The organism is Pseudomonas sp. (assembly GCF_030147005.1).
In the GTDB taxonomy this organism is placed as follows: domain Bacteria; phylum Pseudomonadota; class Gammaproteobacteria; order Pseudomonadales; family Pseudomonadaceae; genus Aquipseudomonas.
Genome location: NZ_JASLAW010000058.1, coordinates 1 through 4,785 on the forward strand (window position 1 = coordinate 1; position 4,785 = coordinate 4,785).

Genomic DNA, 4,785 nt, shown 5'->3' on the forward strand with positions numbered 1-4,785 from the left:
CTGCGGATTGATACCGTAGCGGCAACGATAACCTTCGTGGATATCCAGGCTGCCATAGGCTTGGGCGATACGCGTATAGGGCTCCAAGTGCACGGAATCGCTTGCTTCCACCAGCGCACAACGCAATGGCGTGATAACCGCACGTTTGGCGTCCGGTACCAATTCGCCGTGTTCGGCATCCGCCCAGCCCAGCACGTTGCGGGCATATTCGAGCACCGCGTGTTGAAAACCACCGCAGGTGCCGAGGAAAGGCCGCCGCTGTTCGCGGGCAAACCGGATGGCCCGCAGTGCGCCTTCGGTGTCGCGGTAAGGGCTGGCGGGCACGCACCAGAAACCGTCGAACCCGTACAGCGAGGCGGTGGAGAGGGTGTCGGTGTCGAGCCATTGCACGTTAACGCGCAGTTTCAGGTTTTGGGCCGCTTGTTGCAGCGCCACGGGAATGGCCTGGTGCGCAAGCACGTCAGGGTTGTAATCGCCGATCAGAGCGAGGTGCAGCGGGGCGTCGTTCATCGTGAATCCCATGGCTTGTGGTGTCCTGACGGGCACTATAGATTGGCGCTCACGCAATCAATATTGGCGTTTTCCCACATGCTCAATGCAGCTGCGCACTATCAAGTCGACTATTCCGACCTGTCGCTGGTCCTCGCCCTGGTTCGCGGTGGCACCCTGGCACGGGCCGCGGGGTTGCTGCGGGTGGATGTGTCCACGGTGTTCCGCGCGGTGCGGCGCCTGGAAGCTGCCCTGGGCCAGACGCTGTTTGAAAAAAGCCGTGCCGGCTATGTGCCCACCGGTCTGGCCAACCATTTGGCGCAACAGGCCGAGCACGCCGAACAGGCCCTGGAGGCTGCGCGCATTGGGGTGGAGCAGGGCGGTGAAGTGATCAGCGGCACGGTGCGCCTGACGTGCACCGACGCGGTGCTGCAAGGTCTGTTGCTCCCGGCTCTGGGCAGGTTCATGGCGGATTATCCTGCGTTGGTCCTGGAGCTGAGCACCTCCAACGATTTCGCCAACCTCAGCCGCCGCGATGCGGATATCGCGCTGCGACTGACCCGCAAGCCGCCGGAGCATCTTGTCGGACGTTGCCTTGGAACGGTGACGTATCAGGTGTGCGCCAGCGTCGATTATGCCCGTCGGCATGCGGGCCGTGAGCTGGCCGACCTGGCCTGGATCGCGCCGGACGACTTCTTGCCCGATCACCCCACCGTGGCCTGGCGCCGTGAACATCTTCCGGGCGTGCGGCCCAGTTATCGCTGCAACAGCATGCAGTCGGTGACCGGGTTGGTACGCGCCGGGCTGGGAGTGGCGGCATTGCCGGATTTCCTGATGGACGATGGCTTGCAAACGATGGGACCGGCATTGGCAGGGCATGACACGGCGCTGTGGCTGTTGACGCGCCCCGATTGCCGGGCCTTGCGTTCAGTGGTGACCCTGTTTGATGAGTTGGGGCGACATGTGCGCTGGCTGCGCAGCTAGTGTTTTCGCACAAAGTGCTCATGCATTTCGCACGTCAGGGTTTCGATACGTTCTGTCAGCTGTTGGGTCATTTGCGTCAGCCGCGTGTTTTGCTCCAACAGCTCCAGTAGCTGTTGGGTGGTCTGCGCGGCCTGGGCCTGGCGTGCGGTGTTGGCGGTGGCCAGGGCTTCGCGGTGTTGCGCGTCGGCGTCGGACTGGGCTTTGTCGCGCGCCGCCTGGCGCGTCTGGGCCAGCAAAATCAGCGGCGCGGCGTAAGCCGACTGCAGGCTGAAGGCCAGGTTGAGCAGGATGAACGGGTAAACGTCGAAGTGGGTGATGCCGGTTATGTTCAACACCACCCACAGCACCACAATGGCGGTTTGCGCACCGAGGAACGTCGGCGTGCCAAAGAACCGCGCAAAGGCTTCGGCCTTGAGGGCAAAGGTATCGTTGCCAAAGGTCGGCGCCAGGTGAGCGTGGCTGCGGTGAAAGCGCAGGTGGTCGACAGGGGTTGGGTCAGGTTTTTCCGGGGTCATGGCAGGCTCGAGTCGGTGGCGTGAGGCATCACGCACTATAGACCGAGCCCTCGGCCAGGCACATGAAGAAGCGGTCAGCGGTTGCCTCGCTCAGTGGCAAATGCGCTCACCGCCTGCACCGCCTCGCTGGTACCTTCACGAATTTGCAGGATCACCGTACCGGCCTGGTTGGCCAGCTCAACGCCCTGGGCCGCACGGTCGCGGGTGGCGTCCATGCTGTCGATGGCCTGACGGGTTTCGTCCTGGATCATGGCGATCATCCCGGAGATTTCCGCCGTGGAGCCGCTGGTACGCGCCGCCAATTGGCGTACTTCATCGGCGACCACCGCAAAGCCACGGCCCTGTTCGCCCGCGCGGGCCGCTTCGATGGCGGCGTTGAGGGCCAGCAGGTTGGTCTGGTCAGCGATACCACGAATGGTATTGACGATGGTGGTGATCTGTTGCGAACGCTCGCCCAACTTGGCGATCAGGTGCGAAGAGGCGTCAATGTCGACGGCAATTTCGCGCATGCCGGTGGCGGTTTTCTGAATCACCTCGGCGCCTTTTTCGGCCATGTCCTGGGTGTTCAGCGACAGGTGATACGCCTGCGCGGCGCTTTGCGCGTCGGCCGCATGTTGTTGCACTCGGGCCGTGACGTCGGAAGCAAACTTCACCACCTTGCACAGCCGCCCGCTGGCGTCGTACACCGGGTTGTAGTTGGCCTCGAGCCACAGCGTGTTGCCGTGTTTGTCCACCCGTTCGAACTGGCCGTTGAACAGTTCACCCTGGTTCAGGCGCTTCCAGAATTCGTTGTAGGCAGTGCTGTTGGCCAGCTCGGGCGTGCAGAACAGGCGGTGATGTTTGCCCTGAATCTGCGCGAGGCTGTAGCCCATGCGCTGCAGGAAGTTGGCATTGGCGGTGATGATGGTGCCATCGAGATTGAACTCGATCATCGCCATGGCGCGGTCGATCGCTTGCAGTTTGGCGTTGGCTTCACTTTCGGCCTGCAGGCGCTGGGTGACGTCCATCGCGTACTTCACCACTTTGATCACGCGGCCGGCTTCGTCGCGTACCGGGTTGTAACTGGCTTGCAACCACACCGATTCGCCGTTGGCGCCTACCCGTTCAAACGTGCCGGACTGGAATTGGCCGTTGCGCAGTTGCGTCCAGAGCTGGCTGTACTCCGCACTGCGGGCGAACGCCGGTGTGCAGAACATTCGATGAGATTGGCCCTGGATCTGCTCGGCGCGATAGCCCAGGGTCTTTAAGAAGTTGTCATTGGCGCGCAGCACCGTGCCTTGCAAGTCGAATTCGATAACCGCCATGGAGTTCTCGATCGCGTCCAGCAGGCTGGCTTGTTGCGCGTTGGTGTGGTGCAAGGCAGTGATGGTTTTTTTGTAAGCGTTGAATAGCATGTTCGGGAGCTCGAGCAGGCATGCGTATGAGGAATCCATGTAGATGCGCCTGACCCCGTAGGGCACCTGGGCCGCACGGTTGACTTGCTCATTGCCAGCTTCCTGGTGCTGGCAGAAGGGTGGAACAACGGTTTAAGAGTGATCGGCTTGCCCAGAAGTTCTCCCGCGGGGAGGCGCATTTCTGATCAGACGACCAATGGCGGCATTATGCTATCGCAGCAGGCTGGCGGCGGAAGATTCAGACGGGAAGTTATAGGACGACTCAGGCGAGAAATGTGCGGCGGTATCGCGCTGGCATTAACGCGGTTGCTGCAGCGCTGAAGGCAGGCGTGCCTTAGCGAGAGGGGTGAGAACCGACCTCATAGCCTGCGAGGAACAGGCCGATTGCCGATTCGATCACATGGGCCTGGGCCGCTGCGTCGAGGGTGGGTTGGCCAAGGGTGATCTGCGGCCAGAATGCGAAGGCCTTGAGCAGGCTTTGTATCTGGTGGGCTGCAAACGCCGGGTCGTTGCCACTCAAACGGCCGTCTTCCTGGGCGGCTCGCACCCACTGGGTGAAGCCTTCTTCGCGCTCGCTAAGGCGGTTGACCATGTCTTGGGCGCGTTCCGGCGAATGAATGGTGGCGGCAATGGCCACGCGCGCCAGGTCGAGGAAGTTGGCATCCGACATCATCTTCATTTTTGCTTCCAGCAACCTGCGCAGTTGATCGCGCAGTGGTTGGTCGCTGCTGTACGCCACATCCAGTTGCGCGGCGCTGCTGGCCCACAGTTGGTGCAGAATTTCGGCGAATAGCTCTTCTTTACTGGGGAAGTGGTTGTAAACCGTACGCTTGGAAACGCCGGCAGTGGCGGCGATCTTGTCCATGCTGGTGACCTCGAAACCGTTCTCACGAAATTCGGCGATGGCCGCCGCCACAATGGCTTCGCGTTTACGGTCGGTGAGGCGTGGGGAGGCATTCATGGAGGACGTTCGGCTCAATAGGAAATTACACTCGGTAGTTTACTTGCTCCGGGTTTTGTTGCAATGTAGAAACTACACTGTGCAGTGTAATTTAAGGGCGCACGCAGGAGTCACTTTGCAATGGCCATGATTTCATCCCGACTTGACCGCACACCCACTGCGCTCACGCCTGCCGAGCGGGACGCTGGGCCTTTCAATAACGATGCGCCGGTGCCGCACGGTGGCTTTGGCAAGACCTTGCGTATCTTTTGGAACATGGTGTTTAACAAGCCGCGCACTACGCGGCCTGTGGGCAACATACCGGTACAACCCCTGACCCGTGAACACTTGGTGGCCGCGCCCGACCACAGTGTGTTCCGCCTGGGCCATTCAACCGTGCTGCTGAAAATGCGCGGTAAATTCTGGATTACCGACCCGGTATTCGCCGAGCGCGCCTCGCCCT

At 61.3% G+C, this 4,785-nt stretch carries 5 protein-coding genes and 1 pseudogene; 2 read left to right on the forward strand and 4 right to left on the reverse strand.

The window, feature by feature from the left end; all coding sequences use genetic code 11:
• The coding region (locus Q1V60_RS05430; RefSeq protein ID WP_300628171.1) for a hypothetical protein at window positions 1-510 on the reverse strand (510 nt) is incomplete at its 3' end.
• A 78-nt stretch (window positions 511-588) separates the two neighbouring features.
• Between Q1V60_RS05430 and Q1V60_RS05435 the strand changes: the two genes are divergently transcribed.
• Complete coding sequence (locus Q1V60_RS05435; RefSeq protein ID WP_300628172.1) at window positions 589-1,473, forward strand: LysR family transcriptional regulator; 885 nt, start codon at window positions 589-591, stop codon at window positions 1,471-1,473.
• On the opposite strand, the gene Q1V60_RS05440 is transcribed toward Q1V60_RS05435, so the two are convergent.
• The 3 genes from Q1V60_RS05440 to Q1V60_RS05450 form a co-directional block, all read right to left on the reverse strand.
• Complete coding sequence (locus Q1V60_RS05440; protein ID WP_300628173.1) at window positions 1,470-1,988, reverse strand: DUF1003 domain-containing protein; 519 nt, start codon at window positions 1,986-1,988, stop codon at window positions 1,470-1,472. The two genes, Q1V60_RS05435 and Q1V60_RS05440, sit on opposite strands and share 4 nt — an antisense overlap.
• 74 nt (window positions 1,989-2,062) lie before the next feature.
• Window positions 2,063-3,382 carry a PAS domain-containing methyl-accepting chemotaxis protein gene (locus Q1V60_RS05445; RefSeq protein WP_300628174.1) on the reverse strand — a complete coding sequence of 440 codons (1,320 nt, stop codon included), beginning with the start codon at window positions 3,380-3,382 and terminating at the stop codon, window positions 2,063-2,065.
• A 334-nt stretch (window positions 3,383-3,716) separates the two neighbouring features.
• The gene (locus Q1V60_RS05450) at window positions 3,717-4,343 is read right to left on the reverse strand and encodes a TetR/AcrR family transcriptional regulator (protein ID WP_300628175.1); all 627 of its coding nucleotides are present in this window, start codon (window positions 4,341-4,343) and stop codon (window positions 3,717-3,719) included.
• 120 nt (window positions 4,344-4,463) lie between these two features.
• Here Q1V60_RS05450 and Q1V60_RS05455 point away from each other — a divergent pair.
• A pseudogene (locus Q1V60_RS05455) lies at window positions 4,464-4,785 on the forward strand (hydrolase); the annotation flags it as partial.

Excerpts from the sequence above, each read along its gene's own strand:
- Q1V60_RS05435 (WP_300628172.1), top strand. The coding sequence starts at position 589 with ATGCTCAATGCAGCTGCGCACTATCAAGTCGACTATTCCGACCTGTCG.
- Q1V60_RS05440 (WP_300628173.1), bottom strand. The coding sequence starts at position 1,988 with ATGACCCCGGAAAAACCTGACCCAACCCCTGTCGACCACCTGCGCTTT.
- Q1V60_RS05445 (WP_300628174.1), bottom strand. The coding sequence starts at position 3,382 with ATGCTATTCAACGCTTACAAAAAAACCATCACTGCCTTGCACCACACC.
- Q1V60_RS05450 (WP_300628175.1), bottom strand. The coding sequence starts at position 4,343 with ATGAATGCCTCCCCACGCCTCACCGACCGTAAACGCGAAGCCATTGTG.